The organism is Pedobacter planticolens, from assembly GCF_014172375.1.
Classification (GTDB): Bacteria; Bacteroidota; Bacteroidia; order Sphingobacteriales; family Sphingobacteriaceae; genus Pedobacter; species Pedobacter planticolens.
Map to the genome: position 1 here is coordinate 1,804,544 of NZ_WNXD01000002.1, position 15,787 is coordinate 1,820,330.

Below are 15,787 nucleotides of genomic sequence, written 5' to 3' on the forward strand. Positions count from 1 at the left end.
CAGAATAAAGCCCCTTTAGGGGTTGGGGTTTACTTACGTATAAACTCAAATTGCCCAGATGGACCCAACTTAATAATGGTTGAAGGCTTTTTTGCAGTGCGATTTTCTTGTTCAAGATCTACAATGTAATCAACAGCGTCTTTAATTTCATCGCTAATTTCATCGAAAAATTTTGGTGTTGGCTGACCACTTATATTAGCAGAAGTAGAAACTACTGGTTTGCGAAAACGCTGAATTAATTGCTCACAGAAATCGTGTTTTACAACTCTAATTCCAACACTACCATCACTATTAATCACGCCTTTAGCTAAATTTTTTGCGCCAGAAAAAATAATTGTTAATGGGTTCTCAGCATATTCAATTAACTCATATGCAACATCTGGAATTTCGGTAACATAGCTCTGCAGTTTATTATCGTTTTCTAAAAGAACAATTAAACTTTTATCAGCAGCACGACCTTTAATCGCATTTACTTTTGCTACAGCTTCTTCGTTTGTAGCATCGCAGCCTAAACCCCAAACAGTATCAGTAGGGTAGAGAATTACTCCTCCATTTTTTAAAATCTCTAAAGCTTTATTAACTTCTTCTCTAAGCATCTAAATATTGATTTAAACCTTTTGGTGTGAAAATTATTCCTGATTTAACTGTGTTTTCTAATAACTCTTTATTTTGTTGGTCGTGTTTTTTGGAAGCTTCTTCTTTATGGTAAATATGATAAGCTATACCTCCAAATTTAAGCTGGAGTTTCTGTTTGCCAGCATTCATTAATCGAATGGTGAGTTCGCTATCCTCATGACCCCATCCGGAAAAATCTTCATTGTAACCATTTGTTAAGAGTAAATCTTCTCTCCAAAAAGACATATTTGCGCCTCTTGCAAAATATTTTGGATGTCTATTTCTATATCCGGCAGCAATAAAATTTGAAAGTGCTAAAAACCTAATACCATCTTTTTTTCTTTTGATGTCACCATCGAAAATGCTAATATTTATATTTTTATTTGATAAGATTTTACTTGAAATTTCAGGACCTAATAATACTCTACCACCTTGGATAAATGCATTCTTTTTGGCTAAGCCTAAGTGATCCTTAATAAAATGATGATGAAGAATAATATCTCCATCTATTTGAATAATATAATCTCCTGTACTTTTTGCAAAAGCTTTATTTAGAATTGATGTTTTTTGAAAACCATTATCTTCTTGCCAAAGATGAATGATTAGTATTTTACTTTTCTCGGCGAGTTTATTAATTTCTAATCGAGTATCATCGGTCGAGCCATCATCAGCAATAATTATTTCATCAGGCAATCTGCTTTGCTTAAATGCACTTAAAATGGCAAGTTCTAATGCTTGCGGCCAATTATAGGTTGCAATGATTAAGGATACCTTCATTTTGCAAATTTAATGGAGTTCGTTAAAAAGGTAAACGCTGGGAAAATCCTTTTTTTATGACCGAAAATAATTTTACTGTACTTCATTAAAAATTTAAAAAACTGCCAATCAATTTTTGATTCGGTAGCTTGTTCATGCTGTTTTGCATGGGCTATAAATTCATCAAGAAATAGGTGGCTTTTTGAACTTAGATTTTGGATCTGCTTAAATAACAATAATCTTGATAGCAATGTTAATGGATTTTTTATCCTTTTCTTGCTGAAGAATGCATTGTCTCCGTGCTTTCTGTGATGAACTAGGTATTTTTTAATCGCCTTAATTTCGCCCAGCACAGTTGCATTTAATGCTAACCACCAATCGTAAGGCATAAAATCGGGTATAGGAATGGCCTGATTTAAAATTGATTTTCTGAACATTATATTATGTCCACTCAGTTGATTTAAAAGAAATAATTTTCGACTATCATTTCCTTCAAAAAGTTTATAACGCTTCAACTGACCAGAGAAGTGGTGTAAACTTCCATTTTTAAGGGTAATTGAAGCGCCGTGTGCTAACATTACATTTTCATTTGAAAATAATTCAGCTAAAGAACTTAATTTGTCATTCATCCAAATATCATCCTGGTCTGCAATTGCAATTAAATCTCCAGTACAAAGAGAAATGGCTTTTTCGAAATTTTTGTCGAAACCTAAATTCTTCTCATTTAAACAAAGCTTAAATAATGTAGGATATTTCGCCTGCCATTCTTCTAAAATTTTAAAAGTATCGTCGGATGAACGGTCATCAACTACAATAATTTCATGTAAAGGATAATCTTGCGCTATAATTGTTTCCAATTGCTCATCGATGTATTTTGCGCCGTTATAAGTGCACATCGCAATTGATACTGACACAATTTCTGATCCTTTACGAGAAATCATTAAACAGCTACATTATTTTCTCTTAATGCATCATTAAGTGAAGTTTTTTTATCGGTTGATTCTTTACGTTTTCCAATAATTAATGCACAAGGAACTTGAAAATCTCCAGCAGGGAATTTTTTAGTATAAGAACCAGGAATTACTACCGAACGAGCAGGAACATATCCTTTATATTCGACTGGTTTTTCGCCTGTTACATCAATAATTTTGGTCGATGCAGTTAAAACAACATTTGCACCTAAAACAACTTCCTTTTCTAATTTAACGCCTTCAACTACAATAGCTCTTGAACCCAGGAAACAATCATCTTCTATAATTACTGGAGCAGCTTGAACAGGTTCTAACACCCCGCCAATACCAACGCCACCACTTAAATGCACACGTTTACCAATTTGTGCACATGAGCCTACAGTTGCCCAAGTATCCACCATTGTACCTTCATCTACATATGCGCCAATATTCACATAGGATGGCATCATGATTACTCCTTTGGCCAAATAAGCGCCATAACGAGCACTAGCCATAGGTACAACACGCACACCTTGTTCTTTATAATTGGTTTTCAAATCCATTTTATCATGGTATACGAAAGGACCAACTTTAATTTCTTTCATTTCGTTAATCGGGAAATACAAAATCACAGCTTTCTTGATCCATTCATTAATTCCCCAACTATTTAAAACAGGCTCTGCAACACGCAATTTACCTTTATCTAATCTTGAAATTACCTCTTCAATTGCTTCACAATAGTTATTATAGGCTAATAAAGATCTGTCTTCCCAGGCGGCTTCTATTAATTTCTTTAAATCTTCAATCATTGTATTTTTTATTTTTTTACAAAATAAGTCAATTTTATGTATTGAGCATTGTATTTTTGATTTTTTATGACGGAGAAAGAGAAATTAAGGATTGATAAATACCTATGGGCAATACGATTGTTTAAAACCCGTAGTCTAGCAACTGATGCGTGTAAAGCGGGTCGTGTGAAATTTAATGGTCAAAATCTTAAGCCATCGGCCATTGTAAAAGTTGGCGAAGTTTATCAGGTATCAAAAGGAATAGAGAAAAAAATAATCGAAGTGGTAGAACTTTTATACAACAGGGTTGAAGCAAAAATTGCAGTAACGAAGTATAAAGATCTCACACCTGTGGAAGAAACTCATGCTTTCAAATCGATGTTTCATGCGCCAACTTTGAAAAGAGATCGTGGTGCCGGACGGCCGACTAAAAAAGATAGACGCGAAACGGATGATTTAATAGGAGGGATGTTTGAGGAAGAATAGTTTATTGGTGTCATTGGTTCATTAGGGGAACTTAAACCTTAAACTACCGATCTTCTATTGATAATTGATTTAAAATCCTTAATCGATAGGCCATCATTGCTGTTTTGCCTAATTTTTGTATTAATTTATAATTTGCAACTGCGCCAACTGCCGCACCAACAACTGGAAGTAATTGCGCCATTTTAGCCAAATCTATATAATCTCTGTATTCTTGTTGGAATGTTTGCCAATCAAATTGCTCTGCGCTTTCTGGCAACACAATTAATTTTTCATCCCAGTTTTGCATTTGTTTAAATATATTTTGAGTGCCTACTTTACTAGAAAATGCCAACTGAAAAATATGTAAAATGTAAAGTCTTTCACGATAATCTTTTACATCAAAACCATACAATGAAGCAATTTCAAAAAGCATTTTAATTTTAATGCCAATTAGGATTGGGAAATCTGCCATGCTCATTAAAAATCCGCCAGCACCAGTTATGCCGCCTTCGGCTGCGCCAGTTTTGCTATAATTGTCAATTTTTGCTTTTACTAAGGCTTCGCGATGCAGTAAACTCATATCAACATCTGGCGTAGCCGATGTAGTGTGCGTAGAACCAAATAAAACAGCTTTAACCATTTGTTTAATGGTTGTAGTAATCGCTTTGTGAACTTTTGTTGGAATGTAGCTATTGATTTTAGCTTGAACTTTGGTCGCTAAATTCCCAAGCAATGACGGCTTTTTCATTAACTCCATTTCCCAAAACTGAAGTTCGTAATTGATCTGTTCTTCGTAATTGCCCATCTTTTTTATATTTTCTTGTACAAAAAAAATGCCCCGATTACTCGGAGCATTTTAATTTCTAAAATTCTAAGCTAAACTCAGAATGATATCTTATTTTTTATCTTTTGTGTACGCTTCGTTTAAGCCAACAATTACAGCGCTAGTTACATCAAGGCTTTCGTCAGCAAATAAAATAGCACTATTGCCTTTAGAGTAAGTTAAAACCATTTTATATCCTTTAGTTTTAGCATAACCTTTTAAGTATTCTGCAACTTTGTTATATAAAGCTTCTTGTTCTTTAGCTTGCTCGTTTTGTAAAGCAGCACCAGCATTTTGTTGGTAAGCTTGTAATTCTTGTTGTTTACGTTGTAATCTTTGTTCAGTAGCAGCTCTTTGATCAGCAGGCAACGTATTTTGCGTTTGTTGATATTGTTGTACTTCACGTTGGAAAGCTTGTTGTTTAGCAGCTAAATCACCTTCAGCAGCTTTACCTTTCACTTCCATTTTGGCTTTAAGGTCTTTAAAATATTCGTATTTAGTTAACAATGAATCAGAGTTAACATAAACAATCTTCTCATCCGCGGCTACTGTTGCAGTTGTTGCTTTTGTAGCTGCTGCATCAGTTTTACCATCCTTATTTCCACAAGCAGTTAGTACCGAAACTATTGCTATTGCAGTAGCTAAACTGCTTACTTTTAATGTAGTTACTTTCATTCTATTTTAATAAATTTTAGCAAATATAAAAATCAAAACGGACTATCCTAAAAACATACGTTTTTTAATCAATTTTAATCCGATTTTAACACCCAAATAGTTATCCACATCTGCCCTAATTAGGTAAAAAATGGTTATTTTTGATTCTTTATGTATTAAATAAAATTATGAGCGAAGAAAAAGATCCAAACTCAAATTATGGTGCCGATAATATACAGGTTTTAGAGGGTTTAGAGGCTGTACGTAAGCGTCCTTCCATGTATATCGGTGATACCGGAATTAAAGGTTTGCACCACTTAGTTTACGAAGTAGTAGATAACTCAATTGATGAGGCATTAGCTGGTCACGCTGATACCATTTATGTAAATATCCTTAAAGACAATTCAATTAGGGTTGAAGATAATGGCCGTGGTATTCCAACTGGAATAAATAAAAAAGAAAATAAATCAGCACTAGAGATCGTAATGACGGTTTTACACGCTGGTGGTAAATTTGATAAAGATACCTACAAAGTTTCTGGGGGTTTGCATGGTGTAGGGGTAAGTTGCGTTAACGCATTATCTACACATTTAAGAGCAGAAGTACATCGCGATGGAGAAATCTGGGTGCAGGAATACAACATTGGTAAACCTTTGTATGATGTAAAGCAAATTGGAACTACAGAAAAGCGTGGTACAATTGTAACTTTTACTCCTGATGCTACCATTTTTACGCAGACTACAGAATATCGTTATGATACATTAGCATCGCGTTTACGTGAGCTGTCTTTTTTAAATAAAGGGATTAGTTTAACATTAACAGACGAGCGTGAAGTAAATGAAGATGGCACTTTCTTATCAGAATTATTTAAATCTGAAGGTGGATTAAAAGAGTTTGTTCAGTTTTTGGATGGAACTCGCCCATCATTAATTCCAGAGCCAATTTATGTAGAAGGAATTAAAAATGGTATTCCGGTAGAGTTGGCATTGCAATACAATGATAGCTATTCGGAAAATGTACACTCGTACGTAAATAACATTAATACTCACGAAGGTGGAACGCACATTGCAGGTTTTAGACGTGGTTTAACGCGTACATTGAAAGCTTACGCTGAAAAATCGGGTTTGCTTAAAAATGTGAAATTTGAAATTACTGGGGATGACTTTAGAGAAGGATTAACTGCGGTAATTTCTGTGAAAGTACAAGAACCACAGTTTGAGGGACAAACCAAAACCAAGTTAGGTAATAGTGAGGTAATGGGTGCGGTAGATATTGCTGTAGGTGAAGCTTTAGGTATTTATTTGGAAGAATATCCTAGAGAGGCGAGAATGATCGTAAACAAGGTTATTTTGGCTGCTACTGCGAGGGCCGCTGCTCGTAAAGCTCGTGAAATGGTGCAACGTAAAAGTGTAATGGGCGGTTCTGGTTTGCCAGGAAAACTAGCCGATTGTTCTGATACTGATCCAGAAAAATGCGAATTGTACCTAGTGGAGGGAGACTCGGCGGGTGGTACTGCTAAACAAGGTCGTGATCGTAATTTCCAAGCTATTTTACCACTAAAAGGAAAAATCCTGAATGTGGAAAAAGCAATGGAGCATAAAATCTACGAAAATGACGAGATTAAAAATATGTTTACTGCTTTGGGTGTAAGTATTGGAACGCCAGAAGATGATAAAGCTTTAAATATTACTAAACTTCGTTACCACAAAATCGTGATTATGACGGATGCTGATATTGACGGATCACACATTACTACGTTGATTCTAACTTTCTTCTTCCGTTACATGAAAGCATTAATTGAAGCTGGTTATGTATACATTGCTGCTCCACCACTTTACCAAGTTAAAAAAGGTAAAGATTTTGAATATTGCTGGAATGATGTACAACGCGATCAAGCAGTTCAACGTTTAAAAGGTGCTGGTAAAGAAGAAAGTGTACACATTCAACGTTACAAAGGTTTGGGTGAGATGAACGCAGAGCAATTATGGGAAACCACTCTTGATCCTGCTAAACGTACATTATTGAAAGCTACTATTGAAAATGCAGCAGAATGTGATCATACTTTTTCTATGTTAATGGGCGATGAAGTTGCTCCACGTAGAGAATTTATTGAGCGCAATGCGAAATATGCTAAGATTGACGCTTAATAAGCTAAAAGACTAAAGCTGAAAACCAAATAAAAGCCCTTCAAATTTAATATTTGAAGGGCTTTTTTGTCTTATCAAGAAAATTATTCTCCTTTTTCAGATTTTTCTTTCAAAGATTTTAAGCCATCTTCAAAGTCTTTGCCCATCATTTTATCCATAAATAAACCCATCCATTTGTTCATAGCGCCTACGCTTTCGCCGCTGATGGTCCAAGTTACTTTGTTGCCATCGCCTTCTTTAGCAATATCAAAACGAACTGTTGATGAACTTTCCATCGGTTTAATAAATTTCATTTCTTCTACAATTGACTGATTTGGCATAGCCTCAGTTAATTTCATCTGGCCGGTGCCAACTTTATCGCCCACCCATTCGTATAAATGACCTGGTTGAGCAACAGTACCAGTAATGGTAACTTTAGCAGTTGGTTCCATTTTAGTCCACGGATTCCATTTTAAAAACTCATTAAAATCTGCAACATTCTTATAAATTACACTATCAGGTGCATTTATGGTTGTTGTGCGACTTACAGAATAGGTTTTAGGCAAAAACATTCCGCCTACGAAGAAAATGATTACTAATACGACAATTATGCCTAGTAAAACTTTTAAAACTTTCATATTTTATTTGTTTTGGTTTACTTAAAGTTAGCAATAAACCAAGTGAAAATGCAAGTCTTATTTTTTAGGAGGAGCACCCTTTAAATTTAGATCTTGCAATTCTTCTCTAATTCTTCTCATAAATGATATTCCCGGATCGATTTTTTGAGAAAAATAATAAGGATTTGTTTCTCTCCATAAAGAGGTGTTTTTAAACCAAGTATGTTCATAATGCCCAATCAAATACTCGATATTATACTTTCTTGTTAGATAACGAACTAATTTTTCGTTGGCAAAAAGTTGAGCTTGAGTTAGTGGATAAGTATCGCTTCCCACATTTTCAATTCCAATGGCGCAATAATTTAAACCAATTACATGGCGAGCAAAAACGGTATCGGGTAATAACTGATAAATGGAACCATCGCGATCCACTAAATAATGCGAAGAGACATTTAAGCTACTAGCATTCACTAATGCCTTGCGTGAACTCGGCAAAATGGATTTGTTAAATGTATTATAAGTTCCCATCAAACTTCTAGAAGCTGTCCAATGTAGAACAATCATTTTTGGAATAATTATTGGTGTTTTTTGGATGAGATTATGCCTTCTTTTCAAATAATCTAAAGAGAGTTGAGCTCTTATTTCATCAAAAACTATTGGTTTATTGATAATCTGAATTTGTTGAGCAAAACTTGTTGTGAAGCTAAAAAGTAAAAGAAGTGGAAGGAGTTTAAAAATGCGTATCAACTAATTAGAAATTATTTGTAAAACCTTAATACTTTTTTCTGGTAATCTATTTTGGCGTGAAATTTGGTTAAAATATCACCACCAATAATGCCTGCAATTGGCGGATGCCCCATCAATAAATATGTATCGGTTACACCTTGTAAATCTAAAGCAACAGCATGGTATTGTTTTAAAGTCAAGCCTCCAATTTTAAGTTTTGGGATAAAACCTTGCAAAGTCGTTGCGGTACTAAAAATGGTTGCCGCTTGCGTTTCATCACTTATGGTGAGTTCTTGAATGTGCTTTTCCATTAAGCCTTTATCAAATACAGATCTCGAAGCACCAGTATCTAATACGGCAAATAATTTTTCGCCAAAAACAACAATTTCCACCAAAAGATGGAAACCGTTGTCTTGTAAATTAATTAGAGTTAAGGGAACAGTGATTGTTCTCATTTTATGTTTTTACCATTAAGAAGTTAAGGCTAATTAAGAGTAGCCTTGTTGTTCTTAATTCCTTAATGTTAAAATTTGAATTATATCAATTTCATTTCAGCCAATACATTATTCATATTACGCACTGCATCAGCACTTTTATTGAACGTAGCTTGTTCTGTTTCGTTTAATTTATAGTCGATGATTTTTTCCCAACCATTACGACCAATAATTACTGGAACACCTAGGCAAATATCCTTCTGACCATATTCGCCATCTAAAGCAACGCAGCAAGTGAATAATTTTTTCTCATCACGTACAATTGCTTCTACTAAAGCCGCACCTGCAGCACCAGGAGCATACCAAGCAGATGTGCCCAATAAACCTGTTAACGTTGCACCACCAACCATTGTATCTGCAGCAACTTTTGCTAAAGTAGCTTCATCTAATAAATTGCTAACTGGCAAACTTTGGTAAGTTGCATAACGGGTTAAAGGAATCATAGTTGTATCGCCATGACCGCCAATTACAAAACCTTGTAAATCGTTTGAATTACAATTTAATGCAACACTTAAATAATATTTGAAGCGGGCGCTATCTAATGTTCCACCCATTCCAATAATGCGGTTTTTAGGTAATCCTAAAGATTTTAATGCTAAATAAGTCATTGTATCCATTGGATTACTAATTACAACGATAATTGCATCCGGAGAATATTTTAAAATGTTTTCGGCTACGCCTTTTACAATACCAGCATTAATACCAATTAACTCTTCACGAGTCATTCCAGGTTTACGTGGTAGGCCCGATGTAATTACAGCAACAGCAGAACCTGCAGTTTGACTATAATCATTTGTTACCCCTTTAATTTTTGTGTCGAAGCCTAACAAAGTAGCAGTTTGCATCATGTCAATTGCTTTACCTTCGGCAAAACCCTCTTTAATGTCAAGCAATACTAATTCTTCAGCTAATTCTCTTCTTGCGATGTTGTCTGCACAGGTGGCACCAACAGCGCCAGCACCTACTACCGTTATCTTCATTTTTGTTTTATTATAGATTTTTGGATAGAAATTGTTTACTTGCCTAAGGTATAGAATTGCATTAGTTTAAAAAAGTGGTTTTGTCATTTTAATGTTAAGCCTAGGAAAATTAAGAACTCTTAGTTATCTAATTGGAATAAAAACCTCTTCCTCAGAACTAGGATCATTGTTCTTATATTTTTCTCCTAAAATCTCAAAATGGGGTCTGTTATCTAACTCGTAGCCAGAATTTGGTAGCCAGACTCCAAAAATATACTGGAAAGTTTTGTAGCCTTCATTTGCAGAGCCTTTATGCAAAAACACAGCGTATTTTCCGGCAGGTAAAATGAAAGACACCATATCTGTTGGAACATCTTCAAAACCAGTTACTTCAATTGCTGCCCATTTTTCGAATATTGATTGAGGATCGAATTGGTTATAGTTGTTATCGAATACTTGTATAGAATACAAATCACTCCCAACTGTATTTTCAATTTCCTTTCTTTGTGGCATAAACTTGCTCCAAAGCTCAAAAGTTTTGTTATTGGCCAATGACATTTTTAAACTAAAACCGATTAGCTTTTTGGAAGAAATAGTTTCGGTGCGTAAGAACATATGATTATAATTTATGGATTAATAAGATTTATCTTTCTTTTTCAAAATTGCCAATAATTTAACAATCTATCAATTCAACAATTTCTCTTATTGTTGATAATTTGCTGACAACTTCCACCTCAAATTTCTCTATTTTTGATTTCCATCAATTCCCAACTATGTACCTGATTTTTGATACTGAAACGACTGGTTTGCCACGTAATTACAATGCACCTATTACCGATACCGATAATTGGCCGCGTTGTATTCAAATTGCTTGGCAGTTGCATGATGAAATGGGGAAACTGATTGAGCATCACGACTATTTGGTAAAGCCAGAGGGATTTAATATTCCGTACGATGCAGAGCGAATTCATGGGATTTCTACAGAATTGGCACAAGATCAAGGAATTGAATTAGCTGAAGTTTTAGATAAATTTAACATCGCCCTTGGTAAAGCAAAATTTGTAGTTGGCCAAAATGTAGGGTTCGATGTAAATATTATGGGTTGCGAATTTCACCGTTTAGGTGTAGCAAGTCAGATGGCAGATATGCCTGTTTTGGATACGTGTACAGAAATTACAGCTAATTTGTTAAAACTACCTGGAGGTAGAAACGGTCGATTTAAATTGCCGACTTTAACGGAATTACACCAATACCTTTTTGGTGTTCCATTTTCTGAAGCACACAACGCAACTGCCGATGTGGAAGCGACTACGCGTTGCTTTTTAGAATTGATTAAAAAAGAAGTCTTCAAAAAAGAAGAATTATTAGTTGATACCGATTATTATCTTCGTTTTAGAGAACGTAATCCAATAATTGAAGCTGTTGGCATACAGCATGTAAACTTAAAATCAGCATCTGCTGAATTAAGAAAACGCCAGCAAAGTACAGAAACTGGCGGCATTTCTAAACAAACTTTAGCTGGAAATAAGGAAGAATTAGCGAACGCAAACTTTGTGCATTTGCATAATCACACTCAATTTTCGGTTTTACAAAGTACCATTAGTGTACCTGATTTGGTAAAAGCTGCGGCTGCACAAAAAATGCCTGCAGTAGCGCTAACTGATCATGCGAATATGATGGGCGCTTTCCACTTTGTGAGTGCAGTAAGTAAACATAATAAAGAAGCCAAAACTAAAAACGAAGAGGCTTTAGCCAAAGGCGAAGAACCAATTGTTCAAGTTGTAAAACCAATTATTGGGGTTGAGTTTTTTGTTTGCGAAAACCATTTGGATAAAACGCGACAAGATAATGGTTATCAAGTGGTGTTATTGGCAAAGAACAAAACGGGCTATCACAACCTCGCCAAAATGTCATCAATTGCCTATACCAAAGGTTTTTATTACGTACCTCGTATTGATAGAAAAGTAATTGAGCAGTATAAAAGTGATATTATTGTGCTGTCTGGAAACTTGTTTGGTGAAGTTGCTAGTAAATTGTTAAACTTAGGTGAAAAACAAGCTGAAGAAGCATTAGTTTATTGGAAAGAGCAATTTGCTGATGATTTTTATATCGAGTTGATGCGTCATGGTCAGGAAAATGAAGACCGTGTAAATAAAGATTTAATTGCTTTAGCTAATAAGCATTCTGTTAAATTAGTAGCTACCAACAATACGTATTACATCAATAAAAAAGACGCTAATGCACACGATATTTTGTTGTGTGTAAAAGATGCCGAAAAACAAGCAACGCCAATTGGTCGTGGTCGTGGGTATCGTTACGGTTTGCCAAATCAAGAATATTATTTTAAATCTGCTGATGAAATGAAATCGCTTTTTGCAGATTTACCAGAGGCGATTTTGAGTACGCAAGAAATTGCAGATAAGATTGAAGCTTACGAATTAGCTCGTGAAGTTTTACTTCCAAAATTTGATATTCCAGCAGAATTTTTAGTTGATGAAGATAAAACAGACAGTGGTAAACGCGGTGAGAATAAATATTTAAGGCATTTAAGTTATGAAGGCGCCAAGAAAAGATACGGTGAACTCACCGAAGAAATAATTGAGCGTTTAGATTTTGAATTAGCTACGATTGAGAAAACTGGTTACCCAGGATATTTCTTAATTGTACAAGATTTTATCGCGGAAGCTCGTCGTCGTGATGTTTCTGTGGGTCCTGGTCGTGGTTCGGCGGCGGGTTCTGTTGTTGCGTATTGTTTGTGGATTACTAACATCGATCCTTTGCAATACGATTTGCTATTTGAGCGTTTCCTTAATCCAGATCGTGTTTCCATGCCCGATATTGATATTGACTTTGACGATGAGGGTCGTGGTCGTGTAATGGATTACGTAATTAATAAATATGGTTCGAGCCAAGTAGCACAGATTATTACGTATGGAACAATGGCTGCAAAATCATCCATCCGTGATACGGCTAGAGTTTTAGATTTGCCACTTTTTGAAGCAGATAAAATAGCGAAGCTGATACCGAATATGAAGCTAGCCAAGATTTTCACCTTGGATGAAAAGGCTTTAAAATCCGCTTTGCGACCAGATGAATATGAAAAAATTATAGAGTTAAAAGCTTTAGCAGCGGCCAAAAATTTAAGCGCAGAAACGATTGAACAAGCTATAATTTTAGAGGGTTCATTGAGAAATACAGGTATTCACGCATGTGGAGTAATTATTACACCAGATGACATTACCAATTTCGTTCCGGTTGCTACTGCAAAAGATTCGGATTTATATGTTACTCAATTTGATAACTCGGTTGTAGAAAGCGCTGGTTTGTTAAAAATGGACTTCTTGGGGTTAAAAACTTTAACGCTAATTAAGGATACCGTAAAATTGGTGAAGAAAAGACATGATGTTGATTTAGATCCAGACACTTTCCCGATAGATGATGTAAAAACTTATGAACTCTTTCAACGTGGCGAAACAGTCGGCATTTTCCAATATGAGAGTGCGGGTATGCAAAAGTACATGAAAGAGCTGAAACCAACGGTTTTTGGAGATTTAATTGCCATGAATGCGTTGTATCGACCAGGTCCAATAGCGTATATTCCGAGTTTCGTAAAACGAAAAAACGGTGAGGAAGAAATTAAATACGATTTAGAAGCCTGCGAAGAATTACTAAAGGAAACGTACGGAATTACAGTTTACCAAGAGCAGGTAATGCTTTTATCGCAAAAATTAGCGGACTTTACCAAAGGTGAAGCCGATGTTTTGCGTAAAGCGATGGGTAAAAAACAACGTGATGTGTTGGATAAAATGAAGCCCAAATTCATTAAACAAGCGGCAGCAAAAGGTCACGATGACAAAGTTTTAGAAAAGATTTGGAAAGATTGGGAAGCTTTCGCAGAATATGCATTTAATAAATCTCACTCTACTTGTTATGCTTGGATTGCGTATCAGACTGCTTATTTAAAGGCAAATTATCCAGCAGAATATATGGCTGCGGTACTTTCCAATAACATGAGTGATATTAAGCAGGTGGCATTTTTTATGGAAGAATGTCGACAAATGGGCGTTACGGTTTTGGGCCCTGATGTAAATGAATCTGATTTAAAATTCTCTGTAAATGCCAAAGGCGAAGTGCGTTTCGGCATGTCGGCGGTAAAAGGAGTAGGAGAAAAAGCGGTAGAAAGTATTATTGAAGAACGTGTAGAAAATGGGCCTTATACTTCAGTTTTCGATTTTTCTAAACGTTCAAATACACGTATCGTAAACAAAAAAGCGTACGAAAGTTTTGTGTACAGCGGAGCTTTTGACGCCTATGGATTTCATAGAGCGCAGTATTTTTATATCGGTGCTAACGATAAAATGAATGGAATTGAGAAGTTAATTAAATATGCTAACGATTTCCAGAATAATGAAAGCTCATCTCAAGCTTCCCTTTTTGGTGGTTCAAAAGCCGATTTAATTTTAGAACCAACTTTCCCTGTTTCTCCAGAATGGGGATTAATTGATCGTTTGAAATATGAAAAGGATGCGATTGGAATTTTCTTATCAGGACATCCGTTAGATGATTATCGTTTTGAGCTGAACCATTTTTGCCAACATTCGGTTAAACATTTATCAGTTGTAAATAAAATTCGTAGTGGCGATACAAACGAAGAAATTTTAACAGAGTTTGAAGCCTTAAAAAATAGAGATTTAGTAGTTGGCGGGTTAGTTGTTCTCGCCTCACAACGCATTACTAAAACAGGTAAGCCATTTGGTACTTTTGTTTTTGAAGATTATGACGATAGTTGCGAAATTGCTTTGTTTGGAGATGATTTCTTGAAATTTAAACAGTTTTTAACGGAAGGATATTTCTTGCAAATTAGAGGTAGAGTAGGAGAACGTTTTAGAAAAGAAGGCGATTGGGAGTTTAAAGTTACATCGATAGATTTACTGTCAGAATTACGTGATAAACTGACGAAATGTATTACTATTCAGGTACCTATTGAAGAAATTAACGATGAGTTAATGCAGAAAATAGATGTGATTTTACAAGAAAATAAAGAGGGTAGTGAGCGCCACAATTGTAAGCTAAATTTTGAAGTTTACGATAGGGAACAGAATTTGAAATTAGAACTTCCTTCAAAATCATTAAAAATAAATCCTAACAATCAGTTTTTAGAACAATTAACGAAATTGAATGTTGTAAACTATAAACTGAATTAACATAATCGTCATGCTGAATTTATTTCAGCATCTATTTAGCATGGAAAGACCCTGAAATAAATTCAGGGTGACGGTGCAAAAATAAGTTGTAAAATTGTCAAATTGACAGCAACCTATTGATGGCATTACAATTGATAATATATTTGTATATAAATTTAAAAATAAGTTATGGCTTTAGAAATAACAGATGCGAACTTCGAGGAAGTTGTATTAAAATCAGATAAACCTGTATTGGTAGATTTTTGGGCAGAGTGGTGCGGTCCTTGTCGTATGGTAGGCCCAATTGTTGATGAAATTGGAAAAGAATACGAAGGAAAAGCAATAGTAGGAAAAGTGAACGTAGATAACAATCCTCAAATTTCAACTCAATTTGGTATCCGCAATATTCCTGCTTTATTGTTCTTTAAAAATGGTGAAGTTGTTGATAAACAAGTTGGCGCAGTTCCAAAATCAGTATTAGCTGGTAAATTAGACAAGCAATTATAAGCCCTCTCGTTTTGCGAGGCACAATCTTAAAGAGTAATTTTTAAGAGAATATATATTTAAATCCGATCTCCTTGAGCTCGGATTTTTTATTACAACTAATTTTTTGTTCTTTTAAGTAAATCCC

General features: G+C 35.1%; 15 protein-coding genes. 4 read left to right on the forward strand and 11 right to left on the reverse strand.

The features are described 5' to 3' along the window. Nucleotides 1-29: 29 nt before the first annotated feature. Genes GM921_RS16825 through GM921_RS16840 form a run of 4 tightly spaced genes read right to left on the reverse strand, consistent with a single transcriptional unit; the run spans nt 30 to nt 3,130 of the window. Nucleotides 30-596 (reverse strand): L-threonylcarbamoyladenylate synthase, encoded by a 567-nt coding sequence (locus tag GM921_RS16825; RefSeq protein WP_182923783.1) that lies wholly within the window; start codon nt 594-596, stop codon nt 30-32. Next, complete coding sequence (locus GM921_RS16830) at nt 589-1,392, reverse strand: glycosyltransferase family 2 protein (protein ID WP_182923784.1); 804 nt, start codon at nt 1,390-1,392, stop codon at nt 589-591. Before GM921_RS16830 ends, GM921_RS16825 begins: the two co-directional genes overlap by 8 nt. Next, complete coding sequence (locus GM921_RS16835) at nt 1,389-2,312, reverse strand: glycosyltransferase (protein WP_182923785.1); 924 nt, start codon at nt 2,310-2,312, stop codon at nt 1,389-1,391. Before GM921_RS16835 ends, GM921_RS16830 begins: the two co-directional genes overlap by 4 nt. Then, a complete protein-coding gene (locus tag GM921_RS16840) occupies nt 2,312-3,130 on the reverse strand; it encodes a 2,3,4,5-tetrahydropyridine-2,6-dicarboxylate N-succinyltransferase (protein ID WP_182923786.1) in 819 nt (272 codons plus the stop codon). The genes GM921_RS16835 and GM921_RS16840 overlap by 1 nt, the downstream gene beginning before the upstream one ends. 66 nt (nt 3,131-3,196) lie before the next feature. Here GM921_RS16840 and GM921_RS16845 point away from each other — a divergent pair, with 66 nt between their 5' ends. Next, nucleotides 3,197-3,595, forward strand: a complete 399-nt coding sequence (locus tag GM921_RS16845) for an RNA-binding S4 domain-containing protein (RefSeq protein ID WP_182923787.1) — start codon at nt 3,197-3,199, stop codon at nt 3,593-3,595. 43 nt (nt 3,596-3,638) lie between these two features. Here GM921_RS16845 and GM921_RS16850 read toward each other — a convergent pair whose 3' ends face one another. Beyond that, on the reverse strand, nt 3,639-4,379 hold the full coding sequence (locus tag GM921_RS16850) for an EcsC family protein (protein ID WP_182923788.1): 741 nt from the start codon (nt 4,377-4,379) through the stop codon (nt 3,639-3,641). 90 nt (nt 4,380-4,469) lie between these two features. Beyond that, complete coding sequence (locus GM921_RS16855) at nt 4,470-5,072, reverse strand: OmpH family outer membrane protein (RefSeq protein WP_182923789.1); 603 nt, start codon at nt 5,070-5,072, stop codon at nt 4,470-4,472. A 167-nt stretch (nt 5,073-5,239) separates the two neighbouring features. On the opposite strand from GM921_RS16855, the gene gyrB reads away from it, so the two are divergent. Further along, nucleotides 5,240-7,198 (forward strand): DNA topoisomerase (ATP-hydrolyzing) subunit B, encoded by a 1,959-nt coding sequence (gene gyrB, locus GM921_RS16860; RefSeq protein WP_182923790.1) that lies wholly within the window; start codon nt 5,240-5,242, stop codon nt 7,196-7,198. 83 nt (nt 7,199-7,281) lie between these two features. Here the strand turns inward: gyrB and GM921_RS16865 are convergent, their stop codons facing one another. The 5 genes from GM921_RS16865 to GM921_RS16885 all read right to left on the reverse strand — a co-directional run bounded on the left by GM921_RS16865 (nt 7,282) and on the right by GM921_RS16885 (nt 10,588). Beyond that, nucleotides 7,282-7,815 carry an SRPBCC family protein gene (locus tag GM921_RS16865; RefSeq protein WP_182923791.1) on the reverse strand — a complete coding sequence of 178 codons (534 nt, stop codon included), beginning with the start codon at nt 7,813-7,815 and terminating at the stop codon, nt 7,282-7,284. A 57-nt stretch (nt 7,816-7,872) separates the two neighbouring features. Beyond that, complete coding sequence (locus tag GM921_RS16870; RefSeq protein WP_202985671.1) at nt 7,873-8,541, reverse strand: peptidoglycan recognition protein family protein; 669 nt, start codon at nt 8,539-8,541, stop codon at nt 7,873-7,875. An 11-nt stretch (nt 8,542-8,552) separates the two neighbouring features. Continuing rightward, nucleotides 8,553-8,975: an aspartyl protease family protein gene (locus GM921_RS16875; protein ID WP_182923792.1), complete on the reverse strand. Its 423-nt coding sequence runs from the start codon at nt 8,973-8,975 to the stop codon at nt 8,553-8,555. Nucleotides 8,976-9,055: 80 nt separating this feature from the next. Beyond that, complete coding sequence (mdh, locus tag GM921_RS16880; protein WP_182923793.1) at nt 9,056-9,994, reverse strand: malate dehydrogenase; 939 nt, start codon at nt 9,992-9,994, stop codon at nt 9,056-9,058. A gap of 123 nt (nt 9,995-10,117) precedes the next feature. Then, nucleotides 10,118-10,588 (reverse strand): GyrI-like domain-containing protein, encoded by a 471-nt coding sequence (locus GM921_RS16885; protein WP_182923794.1) that lies wholly within the window; start codon nt 10,586-10,588, stop codon nt 10,118-10,120. 158 nt (nt 10,589-10,746) lie between these two features. On the opposite strand from GM921_RS16885, the gene dnaE reads away from it, so the two are divergent. After that, nucleotides 10,747-15,177 carry a DNA polymerase III subunit alpha gene (dnaE, locus tag GM921_RS16890; RefSeq protein WP_182923795.1) on the forward strand — a complete coding sequence of 1,477 codons (4,431 nt, stop codon included), beginning with the start codon at nt 10,747-10,749 and terminating at the stop codon, nt 15,175-15,177. A 168-nt stretch (nt 15,178-15,345) separates the two neighbouring features. Beyond that, on the forward strand, nt 15,346-15,663 hold the full coding sequence (trxA, locus tag GM921_RS16895) for a thioredoxin (protein WP_182923796.1): 318 nt from the start codon (nt 15,346-15,348) through the stop codon (nt 15,661-15,663). The last annotated feature ends 124 nt before the right edge of the window (nt 15,664-15,787 follow it).

What these genes read in the sequence shown, in the direction of transcription:
- GM921_RS16825 (WP_182923783.1), bottom strand. Translation starts at nt 596, where the DNA reads ATGCTTAGAGAAGAAGTTAATAAAGCTTTAGAGATTTTAAAAAATGGA.
- GM921_RS16830 (WP_182923784.1), bottom strand. Translation starts at nt 1,392, where the DNA reads ATGAAGGTATCCTTAATCATTGCAACCTATAATTGGCCGCAAGCATTA.
- GM921_RS16835 (WP_182923785.1), bottom strand. Translation starts at nt 2,312, where the DNA reads ATGATTTCTCGTAAAGGATCAGAAATTGTGTCAGTATCAATTGCGATG.
- GM921_RS16840 (WP_182923786.1), bottom strand. Translation starts at nt 3,130, where the DNA reads ATGATTGAAGATTTAAAGAAATTAATAGAAGCCGCCTGGGAAGACAGA.
- GM921_RS16845 (WP_182923787.1), top strand. Translation starts at nt 3,197, where the DNA reads ATGACGGAGAAAGAGAAATTAAGGATTGATAAATACCTATGGGCAATA.
- GM921_RS16850 (WP_182923788.1), bottom strand. Translation starts at nt 4,379, where the DNA reads ATGGGCAATTACGAAGAACAGATCAATTACGAACTTCAGTTTTGGGAA.
- GM921_RS16855 (WP_182923789.1), bottom strand. Translation starts at nt 5,072, where the DNA reads ATGAAAGTAACTACATTAAAAGTAAGCAGTTTAGCTACTGCAATAGCA.
- gyrB (WP_182923790.1), top strand. Translation starts at nt 5,240, where the DNA reads ATGAGCGAAGAAAAAGATCCAAACTCAAATTATGGTGCCGATAATATA.
- GM921_RS16865 (WP_182923791.1), bottom strand. Translation starts at nt 7,815, where the DNA reads ATGAAAGTTTTAAAAGTTTTACTAGGCATAATTGTCGTATTAGTAATC.
- GM921_RS16875 (WP_182923792.1), bottom strand. Translation starts at nt 8,975, where the DNA reads ATGAGAACAATCACTGTTCCCTTAACTCTAATTAATTTACAAGACAAC.
- mdh (WP_182923793.1), bottom strand. Translation starts at nt 9,994, where the DNA reads ATGAAGATAACGGTAGTAGGTGCTGGCGCTGTTGGTGCCACCTGTGCA.
- GM921_RS16885 (WP_182923794.1), bottom strand. Translation starts at nt 10,588, where the DNA reads ATGTTCTTACGCACCGAAACTATTTCTTCCAAAAAGCTAATCGGTTTT.
- dnaE (WP_182923795.1), top strand. Translation starts at nt 10,747, where the DNA reads ATGTACCTGATTTTTGATACTGAAACGACTGGTTTGCCACGTAATTAC.
- trxA (WP_182923796.1), top strand. Translation starts at nt 15,346, where the DNA reads ATGGCTTTAGAAATAACAGATGCGAACTTCGAGGAAGTTGTATTAAAA.